The organism is Streptomyces sp. GL_140, assembly GCF_057834465.1.
The window spans coordinates 1,833,317-1,850,509 of sequence record NZ_CM174404.1; the positions used below are offsets into that span (position 1 = coordinate 1,833,317).

Annotated in this window: 16 protein-coding genes; 5 read left to right on the top strand and 11 right to left on the bottom strand. The window is 68.0% G+C overall.

The window, feature by feature from the left end; genetic code table 11:
* Positions 1-3: 3 nt before the first annotated feature.
* Positions 4-1,278: an MFS transporter gene (locus AC3IYJ_RS08560; protein ID WP_489400725.1), complete on the bottom strand. Its 1,275-nt coding sequence runs from the start codon at positions 1,276-1,278 to the stop codon at positions 4-6.
* A gap of 136 nt (positions 1,279-1,414) precedes the next feature.
* On the opposite strand from AC3IYJ_RS08560, the gene AC3IYJ_RS08565 reads away from it, so the two are divergent.
* Positions 1,415-2,413: a LacI family DNA-binding transcriptional regulator gene (locus AC3IYJ_RS08565; RefSeq protein ID WP_489400726.1), complete on the top strand. Its 999-nt coding sequence runs from the start codon at positions 1,415-1,417 to the stop codon at positions 2,411-2,413.
* Positions 2,414-2,492: 79 nt separating this feature from the next.
* Here the strand turns inward: AC3IYJ_RS08565 and prcA are convergent, their stop codons facing one another.
* The 6 genes from prcA to arc all read right to left on the bottom strand — a co-directional run bounded on the left by prcA (position 2,493) and on the right by arc (position 8,667).
* Complete coding sequence (prcA, locus tag AC3IYJ_RS08570; protein WP_489400727.1) at positions 2,493-3,257, bottom strand: proteasome subunit alpha; 765 nt, start codon at positions 3,255-3,257, stop codon at positions 2,493-2,495.
* Positions 3,258-3,303: 46 nt separating this feature from the next.
* Positions 3,304-4,143: a proteasome subunit beta gene (prcB, locus tag AC3IYJ_RS08575; protein ID WP_489400728.1), complete on the bottom strand. Its 840-nt coding sequence runs from the start codon at positions 4,141-4,143 to the stop codon at positions 3,304-3,306.
* Positions 4,095-4,694, bottom strand: coding sequence for an endonuclease VII domain-containing protein (locus AC3IYJ_RS08580; RefSeq protein WP_489400729.1), 600 nt, complete (start codon positions 4,692-4,694; stop codon positions 4,095-4,097). The genes prcB and AC3IYJ_RS08580 overlap by 49 nt, the downstream gene beginning before the upstream one ends.
* A 37-nt stretch (positions 4,695-4,731) precedes the next feature.
* Positions 4,732-4,944, bottom strand: a complete 213-nt coding sequence (locus AC3IYJ_RS08585; protein ID WP_030233608.1) for a ubiquitin-like protein Pup — start codon at positions 4,942-4,944, stop codon at positions 4,732-4,734.
* A 193-nt stretch (positions 4,945-5,137) separates the two neighbouring features.
* The gene (dop, locus tag AC3IYJ_RS08590) at positions 5,138-6,649 is read right to left on the bottom strand and encodes a depupylase/deamidase Dop (protein WP_384651362.1); all 1,512 of its coding nucleotides are present in this window, start codon (positions 6,647-6,649) and stop codon (positions 5,138-5,140) included.
* Between the two features lie 251 nt (positions 6,650-6,900).
* Positions 6,901-8,667, bottom strand: a complete 1,767-nt coding sequence (gene arc / locus AC3IYJ_RS08595) for a proteasome ATPase (protein WP_489400730.1) — start codon at positions 8,665-8,667, stop codon at positions 6,901-6,903.
* A 264-nt stretch (positions 8,668-8,931) separates the two neighbouring features.
* On the opposite strand from arc, the gene AC3IYJ_RS08600 reads away from it, so the two are divergent.
* Positions 8,932-9,252 (top strand): ferredoxin, encoded by a 321-nt coding sequence (locus AC3IYJ_RS08600; RefSeq protein ID WP_489400731.1) that lies wholly within the window; start codon positions 8,932-8,934, stop codon positions 9,250-9,252.
* A gap of 4 nt (positions 9,253-9,256) precedes the next feature.
* On the opposite strand, the gene AC3IYJ_RS08605 is transcribed toward AC3IYJ_RS08600, so the two are convergent.
* The 3 genes from AC3IYJ_RS08605 to AC3IYJ_RS08615 form a co-directional block, all read right to left on the bottom strand.
* The gene (locus AC3IYJ_RS08605; protein WP_489400732.1) at positions 9,257-9,901 is read right to left on the bottom strand and encodes a hypothetical protein; all 645 of its coding nucleotides are present in this window, start codon (positions 9,899-9,901) and stop codon (positions 9,257-9,259) included.
* A gap of 204 nt (positions 9,902-10,105) precedes the next feature.
* Entirely contained in the window at positions 10,106-11,104 is a 999-nt protein-coding gene (locus AC3IYJ_RS08610; protein WP_489400733.1) for a tRNA (adenine-N1)-methyltransferase, read from the bottom strand.
* Positions 11,105-11,122: 18 nt separating this feature from the next.
* Entirely contained in the window at positions 11,123-12,256 is a 1,134-nt protein-coding gene (locus AC3IYJ_RS08615; RefSeq protein WP_489402739.1) for a site-2 protease family protein, read from the bottom strand.
* Positions 12,257-12,499: 243 nt separating this feature from the next.
* Between AC3IYJ_RS08615 and AC3IYJ_RS08620 the strand changes: the two genes are divergently transcribed.
* The 3 genes from AC3IYJ_RS08620 (at position 12,500) to AC3IYJ_RS08630 (ending at position 15,480) form a co-directional block, all read left to right on the top strand.
* A complete protein-coding gene (locus AC3IYJ_RS08620; protein ID WP_489400734.1) occupies positions 12,500-13,417 on the top strand; it encodes a RecB family exonuclease in 918 nt (305 codons plus the stop codon).
* A 65-nt stretch (positions 13,418-13,482) separates the two neighbouring features.
* Positions 13,483-14,157 (top strand): response regulator, encoded by a 675-nt coding sequence (locus AC3IYJ_RS08625; protein ID WP_489402740.1) that lies wholly within the window; start codon positions 13,483-13,485, stop codon positions 14,155-14,157.
* 84 nt (positions 14,158-14,241) lie between these two features.
* Positions 14,242-15,480, top strand: a complete 1,239-nt coding sequence (locus AC3IYJ_RS08630; RefSeq protein WP_489396633.1) for an IS30 family transposase — start codon at positions 14,242-14,244, stop codon at positions 15,478-15,480.
* A gap of 69 nt (positions 15,481-15,549) precedes the next feature.
* Here the strand turns inward: AC3IYJ_RS08630 and AC3IYJ_RS08635 are convergent, their stop codons facing one another.
* Positions 15,550-17,127 (bottom strand): ABC transporter substrate-binding protein, encoded by a 1,578-nt coding sequence (locus AC3IYJ_RS08635; RefSeq protein WP_489400735.1) that lies wholly within the window; start codon positions 17,125-17,127, stop codon positions 15,550-15,552.
* Positions 17,128-17,193: the final 66 nt, after the last annotated feature.

Sequence of the window (17,193 nt, forward strand, 5' to 3'; positions counted from 1 at the left end):
ACATTACGCCTTCTGCTCTGTTCTGAAACCGAGTTCGCGAGCGTCGTTTCGATCATTTTCCCGAGAGCCGCCCCCGGAGACCTCCGGCGGAGCGCTCACCCGGGTACGTTCCAGCACCTTCCGAGTGACCGTCAGCACCAGAACCGCCGCCACACCCGCCACACCCGCCACCGCGAACCCGGCCGCCGTACCGCCCGCTTCCACCGCCGGACCCGCCACACCCGTACCGATCGCCGCACCCACCCCGAAGAACGTCACCAGCCAGGAGAACGCCTCCGTCACCGTGCCCACCGGAGCATGCCGGTCCACCACGATGAAGGCACAGGCCAGACAAGGCGCCAGGAACACCCCCGCCAACGCCGCCAGCGCCGCCATCGCCCACGGACCCGGCACCAGCACCAGCGGCAGGTAACACACCGCCAGCAACGCCACCAGCAACCGCAGCCGCCGCTCCGGCGCACCTGCCCACTGCCGGGCCCCGTACCCCAGACCACCGATCAGCGCACCCAGACCCAGCGCCGCCATCAGCCAGCCGTACACCGCCTGGTTCCCGTGGTCGTCCGCGTACGCCACACCCGCCACCGTGATCGACCCCAGCGCCGTCCCGACGAAGAAGAAGGCACCCAGCAGCGCCAGCAGCCCACGAGAACGCAGCGCCCCCAGCCAATGCGCCTCACGCGGCTCCGAACGCCACGTCCGCGAAGGCTCCGACACCACCACCGACAGCGCCCCGAGCACCCCGATCCCATTGATCACCAGCAGCGCCACCGCCGGATCCCACAGCGCCACGCACAACGTCACCAGCAGCGGACCGACCGTGAACATGACCTCCTGCGCCACCGCGTCCATCGCGTACGCGGCATGCACCCGCTCCTCGCGGCCACCGAGCACCCCCGGCCACAGCGCACGCAGCCCGCCCTCCAGCGGAGGCGTGAACAGACCCGCCACCACCACCGCCCCGTACGCCCACGCCGCCGAACCCGTACCCGCGAACGCCAGCCACACCATGCCCAGCGCCGACACCACCGCCGCCGGCAACTGCACCCGCGGCTGCCCGTACAGGTCCACCGCCCGGCCCAGCAGGGGCTGCCCCACCGCATTGGCCACCCCGTACACCGCGGCCAGCGCCCCGGCCAGGGAATAGCTGCCCCCCTCGGCCCGCGTGAACAGCACGATCGCGATCGGCGCGGTCCCGTTCGGCAGCCGACCTATGAGCGTGCCCACCAGCAGCCTCGCGGCGTGCCGGGTCCTGAGCAGCTCCGCGTAACCCGCGGCCATCAATGCCCCCTCCTGCCCGGACCCCGCCGGGGTAATACGTATAACTTGACGCGTCATACGTACCATGTCCACAGACCGCCGGTCCACCCGCCGAACCCACCAAACCCCCCGCGACCTCGCACTTCAGGAGCACCATGTGACGAGACCCACCAGCCGCGACGTGGCCACCGCCGCCGGGGTCTCCCAGGCCACCGTCTCCCTCGTCCTCGGCGAAAAATGGCGCGGCCGCGTCTCCGAACGCACCGCCGACCACGTCCGCCACACCGCCACCGAACTCGGCTACCGCCCCAACCTCGCCGCCCGCAACCTCCGCCTCGGCTCCACCCGCACCGCCCTCCTCGTCGTCCCCGCCCTCACCAACGAATTCTTCGCCCGCGTCTACACCGGCGCCGCCCGCATCGCCTCCGAACACGGCTTCGGCGTCGTCCTCTACCCCTCCCCCGACGGCACCGGACCCGCCCGCGACCCCTTCGCCTCCGCCCGCGCCGCCCTCGACGGAGTCATCGCCTCCTCCATGGCCGCCAACACCCTCCACGCCCTCGGCGGCGACACCCTCCCCCTCGTCATGCTCGACAGCGACCCCACCTCCCACACCGCCGCCGCCCACGTCAACCTCGCCATCGCCGACGGCATGCGCCAAGTCACCGAACACCTCCAGCACCACGGCCACCGCCGCTACCTCCACCTCGCCTCCGCCGTCGACTCATGGACCTTCGACGTCCGCGCCAAAGCCCTCACCGCCCTCCTCGGCCCCTCCACCGAGCTGCGCACCGTACGGGCCCACCTCAGCGTCGACGCCGCCCGTACGGCCGTGGAAACCGCCCTGGAGACCCCCCACGGCCGCCCCACCGCCATCGTCTGCGACGACGACATCCTCGCCGCCGGAGCCTGCAAGGCCGCCCGCCGCCTCGGCCTGCGCATCCCCGAGGACCTCTCCGTCACCGGCTTCGACGACCTCGCCCTCGCCACCGCCGTCGAACCCGAACTCACCACCGTCCGACTCCCCGCCGAACGCGTCGGCGAACAGGGCATGACCGCCCTCCTCGCCGCCCTCGAAGGCACCCCCTGGACCGCCCCCGACATCCCCGTCGAACTCGTCGTCCGCGAATCCTCGGGCCCCGCACCGACCACCTGAGCCCCCGGGGAACCCCCGGGTACGCGAAAGCGCCCCCGGCCAAAAGGCCAGGGGCGCTCACACCCACTACGGGCTCGCTCTACTCGGCTTCCTCGTCCGGAGCCTCGTCGTTCGACACGGCATCCGCCTGAGCCGCCGCCGGAACATCCGCCTCCAGCAGCCGCGACAGCTGCCGGCCCCGGATCCGCTTGAACTTGCGCTGCTGAGCCCGCGTACGGTCCAGCACCGCCACCTCCAGCCGCTCCGCCGGAATCGACTTGTCCGTACCGTTCGCCTGGCTCGACAGCGCCTGCACCGCCAGCTTCAAGGCCTCGGACAGCGTCATCCCGTCCTGGTGCCGCTGATCGAGGTAGGTACTGATCTGCTCGGCGTTGCCACCGACCGCCACCGAACCGTGCTCGTCCACGATCGAACCGTCGTGCGGCAACCGGTAGATCTGGTCACCGGCCGCCGTCGCACCGACCTCGGCCACGACCAGCTCCACCTCGTACGGCTTCTCACCGGCCGAGGAGAAGATCGTGCCGAGCGTCTGCGCGTAGACGTTCGCCAGCCCACGGGCCGTCACATCGTCACGGTCGTAGGTGTATCCACGCAGATCCGCGTACCTCACACCGCCGATCCGCAGATTCTCGTACTCGTTGTACTTGCCGGCGGCCGCGAAGCCGATCCGGTCGTAGATCTCGCTGAACTTGTGCAGCGCGCGGGACGGGTTCTCACCGACGAACACGATGCCGTCGGCGTACTGGATCACAACAAGGCTGCGGCCCCGGGCGATGCCCTTCCGGGCGTATTCCGCCCGGTCGGCCATGGCCTGCTGGGGTGACACATAGAACGGAGTCGACACCGGCTGTCCGTCCCTTTCTTCTGGGCTCCTACGGGGCGACGGATGGTCAGAGCAGGGCGGCGCGCGGGCCGTCGGGCTGCTCCAGCCGACGATTCGTAATCTTGCGGGCCAGCTCCGAGGACTCCTCGTCGGTCAGCCTGCGGAATCCCTCTTCGGTCATGACGGTGACGATGGGATAGATGTGGCGGTAGAGGTCCGGGCCGCCGGTCGCCGAGTCGTCGTCGGCGGCGTCGTACAACGCCTGGACAACCAGCGTCGTGGCCTCCTCCTCCGTCAGCTTCGAGTGGTACAGCTTCTTCATCGAGCCGCGCGCGAAGATCGAGCCGGAACCCGTGGCGGCGAAGCCGTGCTCCTCGGAGCGGCCGCCGGTCACGTCGTAGGAGAAGATCCGGCCCCTCTCCTTGGCCTCGTCGAACCCCGCGAAGAGCGGCACGACGGCCAGCCCCTGCATCGCCATCCCCAGATTGCTCCGGATCATGGTCGACAGCCGGTTCGCCTTACCTTCGAGGGAGAGGGTCGCCCCCTCCACCTTCTCGAAGTGCTCCAGCTCCAGCTGGAACAGCTTCACCATCTCCACGGCCAGACCGGCGGTGCCGGCGATCCCGACCGCGGAGTACTCGTCAGCCGGGAACACCTTCTCGATGTCCCGCTGCGCGATCATGTTCCCCATGGTCGCCCGCCGGTCACCGGCGAGCACGACCCCGCCGGGGAAGGTGGCGGCCACGATGGTCGTCCCGTGCGGCGCCTCGATGATCCCGTCGGGCAGCTTCCGGTTGCCCGGGAGCATCTCGGGCTGGTGCGCGCCCAAGAAGTCCATGAAGGACGACGACCCCGGCGTCAGGAAGGCTGCCGGCAGACGCCCTGTGCTTCGAATGTTGGGTTCCACAGGTTTCCTTCCACGTAAGCGGCTGCACGCCTCATGACGTCCGGCCGATCCTTGAGCTGCCCAATTCCTGCGTTGCAGCCGAAGCAAAGTACGCCTCGGACCCTACCCGTCCGATGATCGTGATCCACATGCTCTGCCGGACTCTCTTGGCAGAGGACGCAGACCCCGCCCTGAGCGGCGATCATCGCGTCCCGCTCGGCTTCGGTGATGCCGTAGGAGCGTTTGAGATGACCTGCCCGGCCCAGGACGGCACGGCAGGTCTTGCAGCGAGTGGACAGCCCGTCAGAAGCACTTGCGTTCTTGTGCCATTCACTGTGTGGTTTGACCTCACCGCACAGTCGGCAGAGCTTGTGCCCCACCGGCACTTCCACATGCTCTTTGACTGTCTTGCCCTTGGCTGCCTGACGGCGCCGGTAGTGCTCGGCACCGTACGCCGCCACACATTCCCGGCATCTGGGCTGAAGCCCATCCCTCCGGTTGCGATCTGAAGCGAATCCGCTCAGTGGTATGTCACGGGTACACCCGCTGCACCACTTCGTTCCATGGGACATGGAGCACACACTGGCGGATTCACCTTAGATTCGAAGGCTATTCGCCGCCTTTTTGTACGAAGCTCCGAACGAAATCCTCTGCGTTTTCTTCAAGTACATCGTCAATCTCGTCAAGTACCGAGTCGACGTCGTCGGAGAGCTTTTCCTGTCGCTCCTTGAGGTCGGTCGATTCCTCGACCGCCGCCTCCTCGACCTCCTCGGTCGAGCGCGTCGCCTTCTGCTGTCCGCCGCCGGTGTCCTTGGTCGCCATGTCTACCTCACCCCGCTCGGTTCGCACGCTCACGTCGAAAGACCCCGCGAATTCGGGATCCCTCAAGATCAGACTCTACTTCGGACCCTACAAGGAGGGTCCGACATCCGTCCCGGTACTTTCATAACGTCCGGATGTCTTCATGATTCCCGGACCGGGGGCCTTTCAGCCCCCGCCCGGGTATCGGAAAGGCTCAGCGCCCCGACAGCACCCTTACCAGGTCCTCCGCCGTGCGGCAGCGGTCCAGGAGCTCCTTCACGTGGGCCCGGGTGCCCCGCAGGGGTTCCAGGGTCGGGACCCGCTGGAGCGAGTCGTGGCCCGGCAGGTCGAAGATCACCGAGTCCCACGAAGCCGCTGCCACGTCGTCCGCGTACTGCTCCAGGCACCGGCCCCGGAAGTACGCCCGGGTGTCCTCCGGGGGCTTGCTCTGCGCCCGTTCCACCGCTGTCTCGTCCAGCAGCCGCTTCATCTTGCCGCGGGCCACCAGGCGGTTGTACAGCCCCTTCTCGGGCCGTACGTCCGCGTACTGGAGGTCCACCAGGTGGAGCCGCGCGGCGTCCCAGCCGAGGCCGTCCCGGCGCCGGTAGCCCTCCAGGATCTCCCGCTTCGCGATCCAGTCGAGCTCTCCCGACAGGCTCATCGGGTCGCTCTCCAGCCGGCCCAGGACGTCCTCCCAGCGGGCCAGCACATCCTTGGTCTGCTCGTCCGCGTCGGAGCCGAAACGCTCCTCCACGTACTTCCTGGCCAGCTCGTAGTACTCCATCTGGAGCTGTACCGCGGTCAGTGTCCGACCGCTGCGCAGCGTGATCAGGTGGTGCAGGTCGGGGTCGTGGGAGACCTGGTGAAGGGTGCGTACGGGTTGGTCCACGGCGAGGTCGACGTTGATGTAGCCGTCTTCGATCATGGACAGGACGAGTGCGGTGGTGCCGAGTTTGAGGTAGGTGGAGATCTCGGAGAGGTTGGCGTCGCCGATGATCACGTGGAGCCGGCGGTACTTCTCGGCGTCCGAGTGCGGTTCGTCGCGGGTGTTGATGATGGGGCGCTTGAGGGTGGTCTCCAGGCCGACCTCGACTTCGAAGTAGTCGGCGCGCTGGCTGATCTGGAAGCCGTGTTCGCGGCCGTCCTGGCCGATGCCGACGCGGCCGGCGCCGGTGAAGACGAGGCGGGAGACGAAGAAGGGGGTGAGGTGGCGCACGATGTCCGAGAAGGGGGTTTCCCGCTTCATCAGGTAGTTCTCGTGCGTGCCGTAGGAGGCGCCCTTGTTGTCGGTGTTGTTCTTGTAGAGGTGGATCGGCTGGGCCCCGGGGAGCTGGGCGGCCCTGACGGCGGCCTCGGCCATGATCCGCTCGCCGGCCTTGTCCCAGAGGACGGCGTCGAGCGGGTTGGTGATCTCCGGGGAGCTGTATTCGGGGTGCGCGTGGTCCACGTAGAGCCGTGCGCCGTTGGTGAGGATGACGTTGGCGAGGCCGATGTCCTCGTCGGTGAGCTGGCTGTTGTCGGCGGCCTCGCGGGCGAGGTCGAAGCCGCGGGCGTCCCGCAGCGGGTTCTCCTCCTCGAAGTCCCAGCGGGCGCGTCGCGCCCGGTGCATCGCCGCCGCGTAGGCGTTGACGATCTGGGACGAGGTGAGCATGGCATTGGCGTTCGGGTGCCCCGGGACGGAGATCCCGTACTCCGTCTCGATCCCCATTACTCGCCGTACGGTCATGCGGCCCTCCTTGCCCGGCGGCGCTCCCGTTCGGGAGCGGCGCTCAAGTACCGCTGGTGCTCAGGTGCGTCGTGTGCGGTGCCCGTCCCCGCACTGCGCTACCTGCGGTACGGATGAGCCTAGAACCACTCCGCGCTGGTGGGGAGATCATTTCGGTCATTGAATTTCGACCTGTCACCGGCTGAAAAGAGCAGTCGGTAAAGCAGTCGGCTGCGGGTGCCCTTGCGGGCTCCCGCAGCCGGCCCGCTTCGTCAGAGGTACTGACCGGTGTTGGCCACCGTGTCGATGGAGCGTCCGGTGTCCGCGCCTTGCTTTCCGGTGACGAGGGTGCGGATGAATACGATCCGCTCGCCCTTCTTTCCGGAGATTCGGGCCCAGTCGTCGGGGTTGGTGGTGTTGGGGAGGTCTTCGTTCTCCTTGAACTCGTCCACGCAAGCCTGGAGGAGGTGGGCGACGCGAAGGCCCCGCTGCTGGTGTTCGAGGAAGGCCTTGATGGCCATCTTCTTGGCACGGTCGACGATGTTCTGGATCATCGCGCCCGAGTTGAAGTCCTTGAAGTAGAGGACTTCCTTGTCGCCGTTGGCGTACGTGACCTCGAGGAAGCGGTTTTCCTCGGTTTCGGCGTACATCTGCTCGACGACGGTCTGGATCATGCTGTGGACGGTGTCGGCCGAGGAGCCCTGGTGTTCGGACAGGTCGTCCGAGTGCAGGGGCAGCGAGGCCTTGAGGTACTTCGCGAAGATGTCCTTCGCGGCCTCGGCTCCGGGGCGCTCGATCTTGATCTTCACGTCGAGTCGGCCGGGGCGCAGGATGGCCGGGTCGATCATGTCCTCGCGGTTGGAGGCGCCGATGACGATGACGTTCTCCAGGCCTTCCACGCCGTCGATCTCGGCGAGCAGCTGGGGGACGATGGTGTTCTCCACGTCCGAGCTGACGCCTGATCCGCGGGTGCGGAAGAGGGATTCCATCTCGTCGAAGAAGACGATGACGGGGGTGCCCTCGCTCGCCTTCTCCCGTGCACGCTGGAAGACGAGGCGGATGTGCCGCTCGGTCTCGCCGACGTACTTGTTGAGGAGTTCGGGGCCCTTGATGTTCAGGAAGTAGGACTTCCCGGCGGGCTGGCCGGTGACTTCGGCGACCTTCTTGGCAAGGGAGTTGGCGACGGCCTTGGCGATGAGCGTCTTGCCGCAGCCGGGGGGGCCGTAGAGCAGGATGCCCTTGGGGGGCCGCAGTTCGTGTTCCTTGAAGAGGTCGGGGTAGAGGTAGGGGAGCTCGACGGCGTCGCGGATCAGTTCGATCTGGTCGCCCAGGCCGCCGATCTTGTCGTAGTCGATGTCCGGGACCTCTTCGAGGACGAGGTCTTCGACCTCGCTCTTGGGGACGATCTCGTAGACGTAGCCGGAGCGGGGTTCGAGCAGCAGGGAGTCGCCGGGGCGGATGGTGACGTCCAGGAGCGGCTCGGCGAGCCTCACCACCCTTTCCTCGTCGGTGTGCCCGACCACCAGGGCGCGCTCGCCGTCCTCGAGGATTTCCTTGAGGGTGACGATGTCCCCGGCCCGCTCGAATTCCATGGCCTCGACCACGTTGAGGGCCTCGTTGAGCATGACCTCCTGGCCTCGCCGGAGGTCTTCCGGTTCGACGCTGGGGCTCACGTTCACTCGGAGCTTGCGGCCGCCGGTGAAGATGTCGACGGTGCCGTCCTCGTTGGACTGCAGGAAGACTCCGAAGCCGGCCGGCGGCTGTGCGAGCCGGTCGACTTCTTCTTTGAGGGCCACGATCTGGTCTCGGGCCTCGCGCAGGGTATTCGCCAGCCGCTCGTTCTGGGCGGAGACGCCTGCCAGGTTTGTCTGGAGCTCGACGATCCGCTCTTCGAGAATCCTCGTGTGTCGCGGAGAGTCGGCGAGCTTACGTCGCAGGACGGCGATTTCCTGCTCTAGATAGGCAACCTGGCCGGCGGGGTCCTCGGACCCTCGCGCGGGCCGGATGCCGCGGTTGATGTCGTCGTCGTGGGCTGCCACGGTCCTCACCTCCTCCAAGGGGAGCTGGACGCTTTCTGACCCTACCTGGGCTGGTGGTGATTGAAACCCCTAGATCACAAAGACGGTAGGGGTGTGTCCGATCTTCACCCTTGCGTACTCCCTCACGTCAAGGAAATACCCACCCTTCAACATCGGAAAGCAGCCGGTTGTAAGGTCGAAGTGTTCAACACCCGTCAGAGCTCGTGCGACTTGCCGCGAGTTGTGTCCGGGATGGATCACTCGGAGCAGGGAACGGCAGGAGATATGACCGTGCAGCAGGAGGCACCGGCGGATGGCGCCGGCGGGGTGTCGGAGCCCCTTGAGGTCTGGATCGACCAGGACCTCTGCACCGGCGACGGCATCTGTGTGCAGTACGCGCCGGAGGTGTTCGAGCTGGACATCGACGGTCTGGCGTATGTGAAGAGCCCTGCCGACGAGCTGCTCGTGGAGGCGGGGGCGACCACTCCGGTTCCGTTGGTGCTGTTGCAGGACGTTGTGGATTCGGCGAAGGAATGTCCTGGCGACTGCATCCATGTAAGGCGTGTTTCGGACAGGGTCGAGGTCTTCGGTCCGGACGCCGAGTAAGGATTCAAACACCTGTGGGGGTCGAGTCCGTAAGCTCTTGGCGGAATTTTCCGCCGGTCCAGCGCCACTTGGCGAGTTGCTCGGTGTCGGGGCTGTAGCGGGGCACTTCGGGCGATGAGTACCCGTGGAGCGTGGCGGTGACGGTCCCGTCGCGCAGAGTGAGGTCGGTCGCGGTCTGTTTGCGGCCGGCTTCGAGCAGGGTGGCGACGACACGGGGGGCCGAGCCCTTGGCCTTGTCCTGGGTGAGTACGTAGATGGCGTGCGGTGGGGTTCCGGATCCGGCGTCGCAGCGTACGGCGGCCACGGTCTCGGGGCGGCCGTCGCCGTCGAGGTCGCCTTCGGCGGTGGCCGTGACGGCCTGGGGGGCGCCCCGGCAGTCCAGGGGGTACGTGACCGCGTGCGCGTCCGGGGCCTGTGCCGCGGGGCTTTCCGCGGGGTGTGTGGGGTCCGTAGGGCCGGTGGTGCCGGTGGGGCGGGGGGAGGCTGCGGGTCCCGCTGCGGCTCCGGTGGCCTCTTCGGGCTGGAGGAATCCCGCGGCGGCTATGACGGCGGCCAGGGCGGAGGCCGTGGCGAGCCAGTGGACGGGCCGGGCCCGGTGGTGCGCCGGGGTCTGCGGGGTCGGCGCCGGCTCGGCGGGGCTGTGCGGCACGCGGGGTGTCTCCTGTGCGAAGGGTGACGGGGAGCCAGCATCGTGCCACACCTCACAGCGGGGTGGAACGGGTGGGTCCGGACCGGGCGGGTGTATGCCTACGACAACGAAAAGACGCTGTGGCGCAGTTCCCGGTTGGTTCGGGGAACTGCGCCACAGCGTCTTTGTGTTGGGTGGCCTTGGCGGGCCGGTTCGTCCTGTGGCTCAGCCGAGGTCGGCGGAGTCGGGGGTGGTGTCCGTGACGGCGGGGGCGGCCGGGGCCGCCGCCTTGCTGTCGGACTTGCTGCCGGACTGTCCCCCAGCTACCGCTGGGAGGGGCCCCCGGCCCGGACCGTCGTAGTCCTCGCCGTAGGCGCCCTTGGAGGGGCGGCGGCGGCGCATGGGCGGTTCGACGCCGTCCGCGAGGCGGCGGGCGGTGACGAGGAAGCCGGTGTGGCCGATCATCCGGTGGTCCGGGCGGACGGCCAGGCCCTCGACGTGCCAGTTGCGGATCATCGATTCCCAGGGCTGCGGTTCGGCGTAGCAGCCGAACTCGCGGATGGATTCGACGGTCCGGGAGAGCTGGGTGGTGGTGGCCACGTAGCAGCAGAGGATGCCGCCGGGGACCAGCGCCTTGGAGACGGCCTCCAGGCACTCCCAGGGGGCGAGCATGTCGAGGATGACGCGGTCGACGTCCGTGTCGGACAGGTTGTCCTGGAGGTCGCCGACGGTCAGCTGCCACGCGGGGTGGGGGCCGCCGAAGTAGCGCTCGACGTTGGCCGTGGCGATCTCGGCGAAGTCCGGGCGGCGCTCGTAGCTGTGGAGCATGCCCTGGTCGCCGATGGCGCGCAGCAGGAAGCTGCTCAGGGAGCCGGAGCCCACACCTGCTTCGACGACTCGGGCGCCGGGGAAGATGTCGGCGAAGGCCAGGATCTGGCCCGCGTCCTTGGGGTAGACCACGGCGGCACCGCGGGGCATGGACAGGACATAGTCGGGGAGCAGGGGACGCAGCGCGAGGTAGGCGACGTTGCCCGTGGTACGGACAACGCTGCCCTCGGGGGAGCCGATCAGCTCGTCGTGCGGGAAGGCACCCTTGTGGGTGTGGAAGTTCTTCCCGGCTTCGAGCGTGAACGTGTAGTGGCGGCCCTTGGGGTCGGTGAGCTGAACCTGGTCCCCGACCTCGAAGGGCCCGCGTCGGCGGGCGGCACCGGTCGGTTCGGACATGTGACCAGTGTATTGGCTTCAGGACTGGGGCCGCGCCATGGCCTTCACGAAGGCCTTCTCGACGTCGAGGGTGGAGAGGACTCCGTAGATCGCGCCGCCGGGTTCGAGTACGAGGTATTCGGAGGCGGGGGTGGCGCGCAGGTGGTCGAGGAGTTCTTCGCCGGTGAGGTCGGCTGAAACCTTCATGCCGTCGGTGAGGTCCTGGGAGAGGGTGCTGACGGCGATCCAGGGGCGGCGGTGTTCGGGTACGGAGGCGATGGCGGTTTCGCGGACGATGCCGGTGGGGTCGCCGAGTCCGTCGACGACGACGAGGGCGCGGGCGCCGGCTTCGTTGGCGCGGCGCAGGGCTTCGGAGAGCGGGGTGGCGTTCTCGACGGGGATGGCGCGGCGGGTGAGTTTGCGGGCCTGGAGTTCCGGGAGGTGTTCGCGCAGGCGGGCCATGCGCAGGCTGTTGCCGGCTCCGGTCCAGATGATGGCGGCGAGGATCGCGGCGAGGAGGGCGTCCATGACGGTGTCCATGCCGCCGATTTGCTGGGTGGGGTTGCCGAGGGCTCCGGTGTGGGTGAGGAGCGGGAGGCCGAGGAGGACGGCGACGGCGAGGGCGCGGCCGACCCAGGCGGCGGCGATGGTGCCGGTCATGGGTTTGCCGGTGATGCCCCAGATGACGGCGCGGAGCATGCGGCCGCCGTCGAGGGGCAGGCCGGGGAGGAGGTTGAAGGCGGCGACGAGGAGGTTGGAGAGCATCAGGCCGGCGAGGAGGACGCCGGGGACGCTGGCGGGTTCGACGGTTTTCATGCCGAGGTAGAAGGCGCCGGCGAGGAGGAGGGAGAGGAGGGGGCCGACGAAGGCGAGGACGAATTCGCGGCCGGGGGTCTCGGATTCCTTCTCGATCTCGGAGACGCCGCCGAAGAACTGGAGCTGGATTCGGCGGACGGGGAGTTTGAAGCGGAGGGCGGCGATGGTGTGGGCGAGTTCGTGGACGAGGACCGAGGCGTAGAAGGCGACGGCGAAGAACAGGGCGACGAGGTAGCGGGCGGGTCCGAGGTCGGGGAGGATCCGGTCGAGCTGGTTGCCGAAGACCCAGGTGATGAGGGCGGCGACGAGGAACCAGCTGGGCGAGACGTAGACGGGCACGCCGAAGGGGCGGCCCATGAGGAGTCCGCCTCCCGGTCCTGAGCGCCGGCCCGCGCGCTCGCCGGTTTCCTCGGTGTCTGCCACGGTTTTCCTTCGTTCGCTGCTGTCCGGCGCAGTGGTCGCGTCGGCGGTTTTTCTGCTTTTTCCCGGTGGTGTCCGGGTGCGCCGTAGCGCGGTGTGATGCTCCGATCATGCAGTGCGAGGGGGCTTTGAGTCGATGGTATGCGCGTGCTGTCGGTGGCGGGTCGTAGGGTTTTGGGTATGACGACGAGCCCCGGCAGCGGTCCGCACGATGCGGCGGCCAGTAGTGAGCCCACTTCCGAGCCCGGCCGGGCGGTGGCACCCGTGGCGGTGGCGCCGGCTTCGCTGTCTCCTTCGCGTGCGAGTGACTTCATGCGCTGTCCGTTGCTGTACCGGTTCCGGGTGATCGACAAGTTGCCGGAGAAGCCGAGTGCGGCGGCGACCCGGGGGACGCTGGTGCATGCGGTGCTGGAGCGGCTCTTCGATCATCCGGCGCCGGAGCGGACGGCTCCGCGGGCGAAGGCGTTGATTCCGGGGCAGTGGGACCGGTTGCTGGAGTCGAAGCCGGAGCTGACGGAGCTGTTCCCGGAGGGTGATGAGGGGGCGGGTCTGGCGCGGTGGCTGTCGGAGGCCGAGGCGCTGGTGGACCGGTGGTTCACGTTGGAGGATCCGACGCGGCTGGAGCCGGTGGAGCGGGAGTTCTTCGTGGAGACTGAGCTGGATTCGGGGCTGCGGCTGCGGGGGATCATCGACCGGGTGGACGTGGCGCCGACGGGCGAGGTGCGGATCGTCGACTACAAGACGGGCAAGGCTCCGCGGCCCGAGTACGCCGAGGGTGCGCTGTTCCAGATGAAGTTCTACGCGCTGGTGGTGTGGCGGTTGAAGGGGGTGCTGCCGCGGCGGCTCCAGCTGGTGTACCTGGGCAGTGGGGACGTGGTGACGTACGACCCGGTGGTCGAGGATCTGGAGCGGATGGAGCGCAAGCTGCTGGCGCTGTGGGATGCGATCCGGGAGGCGACGGAGTCGGGTGACTGGCGGCCGCGGCAGACGAAGCTGTGCGGTTGGTGTGATCATCAGGCGGTGTGTCCCGAGTTCGGGGGGACTCCCCCGGCCTACCCTCTGACGATCTCCCCAGGCTACCGCCGGGCGGAAGGCTGATCTTCGCGTCAGGGCACAATGGGCGGCGTCCCCCGATGGCGTCCGACGAATACGAGGTAGACCCCGTGGCGATCCGCGTACTGCTGGTCGACGACCAGCCGCTCCTGCGCACCGGTTTCCGGATGATCCTGGAGGCGGAGCAGGACCTGGCGGTGGTCGGTGAGGCCGGGGACGGTCTGCAGGCGCTGGACCAGGTGCGGGCGTTGCAGCCCGATGTGGTGCTGATGGACATCCGGATGCCGCGGATGGACGGGGTCGAGGCGACCCGGCAGATCACGGGTCCGGGCCGGGACGGTCCGGCGAAGGTGCTGGTGCTGACGACGTTCGATCTGGACGAGTACGTGGTGGAGGCGTTGCGGGCGGGGGCCAGCGGGTTCTTGCTGAAGGATGCGCCCGCCGTGGAGCTGGTGCAGGCGATCCGGGTGGTGGCGGGTGGCGAGGCGATGCTGGCGCCGAGCATCACGCGGCGGCTGCTGGACAAGTACGCGGGTCATCTGCCGTCGGGTGAGGACAGCATGCCGGATGCGCTGGGCACGCTGACCGAGCGGGAGGTCGAGGTGCTGAAGCTGGTGGCGCGGGGGTTGTCGAACGCGGAGATCGCGGCGGATCTGTTCGTGAGCGAGACCACGGTGAAGACGCATGTGGGTCATGTGCTGACGAAGCTGGGTCTGCGTGACCGGGTGCAGGCGGCGGTGTACGCGTACGAGAGCGGTCTGGTGCGGCCGGGCGCCGGCCAGTAGCGGGGTCGTCCGGTACGGGAAGGGCCCGCCTCCGCTCGGCTTCCGTTCTAGTGGTCGTTGCAACACCCCAGCTCAGGGGATGCGATGGACCACCAGATCCGGGAAGACCGGAAGCCGCAGGGGCGGAAGAAGCTGGCCGCTGAGCGGTCGGCATACTTCCAGCTCGTGCAGCAGGGCTACAGCAACATCGAGGCATGCCGGCTCGTCGGGATCAACGCGAGGACCGGCAGGGTGTGGCGCAACGGCCGCCACGCTCACAAGGGCCTGTCGAAGGCGATTCCCCCGGCCCATCGGGAGTCGCCATCGGCAGGCCCAAGCCGCTGTCTGCGGGAGTCCGAGCGCATCCAAATCGCCGACCGGTTGCGTGAAAGGGCATCGATCCGCACCATCGCGGCCGAGCTGGGCCGCAGCCCCTCGACGGTGAGCCGGGAGATACGCCGCAACGGCATGCCCGTGCGCGGGAACGCGTCCCGCTGGTCCTATCGCCCGCACGCCGCACAATCCAGGGCCGACGCCCGGCGGCCCCGCCCGAAGCCGGGAAAGATCGTTCGTAACCCCGAGCTGCGGAACTTCATCCAGCAGCATCTCGAACGACGCTGGAGCCCGGAGCAGATCTGCCGTTCTCTGCGGGCCCGCTTCCCCAACCGGCCGGAGATGCACGTGGTCCACGAGACGATCTACCAGGCCCTCTACGTTCAGGGCCGCGGAGAACTCCGCCGCGAGCTGACCCGGGCCCTGCGGACCGGACGCGCCATGCGACGGCCACACCGCCAGTCCTCCAAGCGCCAGCCACGCATGTCGAAAGGCATGGTGATGATCAGCGAGCGGCCGGCCGAGGCCGCCGACCGCGCGATTCCTGGGCACTGGGAGGGCGACCTCATTGTCGGTAAGACCAACAAGTCCGCGATCGGAACACTGGTGGAGCGCTCAAGCCGCTTCGTCACTCTCCTCCACCTGCCTGACGGCCGGCACCCCACCCTCGTCCGCGATGCGCTCATCCAGACCGTCTCCGCTCTCCCCGCCCACCTGCGGCGCTCACTCACCTGGGACCAGGGCTCCGAGATGCACCTCCACCAGGAGTTCAGCACCGCCACAGACATGCCCGTCTACTTCTGCGACCCCGGCAGCCCCTGGCAACGCGGCTCCAACGAGAACACGAACGGCCTGCTGCGGCAGTACTTCCCCAAGGGCACGGATCTCTCCGTCCATACCCGCGAACACCTCGACGCCGTCGCCGCCGAACTCAACAGCCGCCCACGCAAAACGCTCGACTGGGAAACCCCAGCCGAGCGTCTCGCTAAGCTCCTGGCGACAGCCAGTTGATCACTGTGTTGCTACGACCCCTGGAATGCGCCCGGTGCGGAGGCGGGCCTTTGCCGTGCGGGGGCCGGTTCAGCCCTTGCTGATCTCCCAGAAGCGGAAGACGGTGGAGGCGTCGAGGGACCACTGCAGGCCGGTCACGTTGGGGCGGGTGACGGCGTACTGCTTGCTCTGCCAGAGCGGCAGGAGCGGGATCTCGTCGGCGACGATGTCCTGGAGCCGGCTGTATTCGGCGTTGGCGGCGGCGCGGTCGGACTTCGTGGAGGTCGACGGGATGATCGTCCCGGTGATCTCCTTGTTCTCGTAGTTGTTGTGCAGGATGTTGTCGGGGCCGAAGAACGGCTGCGTGAAGTTGTCGGCGTCGGGGTAGTCGGGCACCCAGCCCTTGACGTAGACGCCGTACTTGCCGTCGGTGATGTCCTTCTCGTACTGGTCGAACTCGACGGACTTGACGGTGGCGTCGAAGAGGCCGCTGTCGTTCAGCTGCTTGGCGATCAGCTGGAATTCCTGGTCCGTGGAGGGGCCGTAGCGCGAGGGCGTCGAGTACAGGGTGATCTTCACCTTGTCCTTGATGCCTGCGGCGTGCAGGACGGCCTTGGCCTTGTCGGGCTGGGGGGTGCCGCCGTAGCGGTCGAAGAAGGCGGTGGTGTGCGAGGCGATGCCGGCCGGGACGATCGAGTACAGCGAGGTGGCGGTTCCGTCGTAGACCTGCTTGACGAGGGCTTCGCGGTCGACGAGGTAGGCGATGGCCTTGCGGATGGGGAGCTTTCCGGCGACCGGGTCGTTCATGTTGAAGACGAGGTGTTCGACTTCGGCGCCGGCGCCCTGGACGACCTCGACCTTCTGGTCGCCGCTCTGGGAGGCCAGTCCGGCGATGTCCTTGGCGGCCAGGCCGCGGAAGGCGAAGTCGACGTCGCCGCTTTCGAGGACCTTTTTGAGGGCGGCCTGGTCCTCGTTGAAGAACTTCATGGTCACGCCGCTGTTTCGCGGCTTGGCCTTGCCGTTGTAGGACTCGTTGACGGAGAAGCTGGCGCTCTTGTCGTTGATGGAGTCCAGCTTGTAGACCCCGGAGCCGACGGCCTTGCCGTCGGTGCGGAGCTTGTCGGCGGGGTACTCGGCGTGGTCGACGATGGAGCCGGCGCCCGATGCGATCTTGCTGGGGAAGGTCGCGTCGGGGTTCTTGAGGTGGAACAGGACGGTCTTGTCGTCCGGGGTGTCGATGGAGTCGATCGACGCCAGCATGACGGCGGGACCGTTGTCGTCGTTGATCTTCAGCGTGCGCTCGAAGGAGTACTTGACGTCCTTGGAGGTGAGGCTGTCACCGTTGCTGAACTTCAGGCCGCCGCGCAGGGTGCACTTGTACACCTTGCTCTCGCTGCCTTCGAACCCGCAGGACTGCGCCGCGTCGGGCTCCGGGGTGGTGCCGCCCTTGGGGAAGCTCAGCAGGGACTGGAAGACGTTGTTGAAGAGCAGCCAGGAGCCGGGGTCGTAGCCCGAGGCGGGGTCCGTGGCCTTCACCTTGTCGGATATGCCCATGACCACGCCCTTGCCGCTGCCGGCGTTCGAGCCATCCGTCGAACCGCAACCGCTGAGCAGCGCGGCGGCGGTGGCCGCACCGAGGGGGGCCACCAACCACTGGTTACGTCTCATCACGCGAACGTCCTTCACAGTCTCACTGGGTGATCCGATTACTTGTTCCGGCCCGCGTTGTCCGCT

Bases quoted from the DNA above. Each gene is read 5' to 3' on its own strand.
- AC3IYJ_RS08560 (WP_489400725.1), bottom strand. From the start codon at position 1,278: ATGGCCGCGGGTTACGCGGAGCTGCTCAGGACCCGGCACGCCGCGAGG.
- AC3IYJ_RS08580 (WP_489400729.1), bottom strand. From the start codon at position 4,694: ATGTCCCATGGAACGAAGTGGTGCAGCGGGTGTACCCGTGACATACCA.
- AC3IYJ_RS08585 (WP_030233608.1), bottom strand. From the start codon at position 4,944: ATGGCGACCAAGGACACCGGCGGCGGACAGCAGAAGGCGACGCGCTCG.
- dop (WP_384651362.1), bottom strand. From the start codon at position 6,649: ATGACCGTACGGCGAGTAATGGGGATCGAGACGGAGTACGGGATCTCC.
- AC3IYJ_RS08600 (WP_489400731.1), top strand. From the start codon at position 8,932: ATGACCGTGCAGCAGGAGGCACCGGCGGATGGCGCCGGCGGGGTGTCG.
- AC3IYJ_RS08610 (WP_489400733.1), bottom strand. From the start codon at position 11,104: ATGTCCGAACCGACCGGTGCCGCCCGCCGACGCGGGCCCTTCGAGGTC.
- AC3IYJ_RS08615 (WP_489402739.1), bottom strand. From the start codon at position 12,256: ATGGGCCGCCCCTTCGGCGTGCCCGTCTACGTCTCGCCCAGCTGGTTC.
- AC3IYJ_RS08620 (WP_489400734.1), top strand. From the start codon at position 12,500: ATGACGACGAGCCCCGGCAGCGGTCCGCACGATGCGGCGGCCAGTAGT.
- AC3IYJ_RS08630 (WP_489396633.1), top strand. From the start codon at position 14,242: ATGGACCACCAGATCCGGGAAGACCGGAAGCCGCAGGGGCGGAAGAAG.
- AC3IYJ_RS08635 (WP_489400735.1), bottom strand. From the start codon at position 17,127: ATGAGACGTAACCAGTGGTTGGTGGCCCCCCTCGGTGCGGCCACCGCC.